This is a genomic window from Bacillus pretiosus, assembly GCF_051294775.1.
GTDB classification, from domain to species: Bacteria; Bacillota; Bacilli; order Bacillales; family Bacillaceae_G; genus Bacillus_A; species Bacillus_A wiedmannii.
On record NZ_JBPPHF010000553.1, the window covers coordinates 1 to 284 of the forward strand.

Annotated in this window: 1 pseudogene; it reads right to left on the bottom strand. The window is 38.0% G+C overall.

From position 1 onward, the window contains the following. Positions 1-284, bottom strand: a pseudogene (locus ACSG5Z_RS32130) (flotillin family protein); the annotation flags it as partial.

Here is a 284-nt window from a genome sequence, read left to right on the forward strand (position 1 = left end):
AACTTCTTCTGCACGTGCTCTTGCTTCCGCTTCAATTTTATATTGATCTGCATCTGCTTTTTTCATTAGTTTTACTTTTTCCGCTTCTGCTGATTGTTCAACAGCATAGCGATCTGCATCTGCCTTTTTCTTTACTTCTGCATCATATTGCTTTTCACGACGCGCAATCTCTTTTTCATCTAATTCAATTTGCTTTTCACGCTCAATGATTTTAACGCGCATTTGCTCTTCTGTAACACCTTGTTGCGCTTTTGCTTGATGTAATTCATAGGAAAGATCTGCAT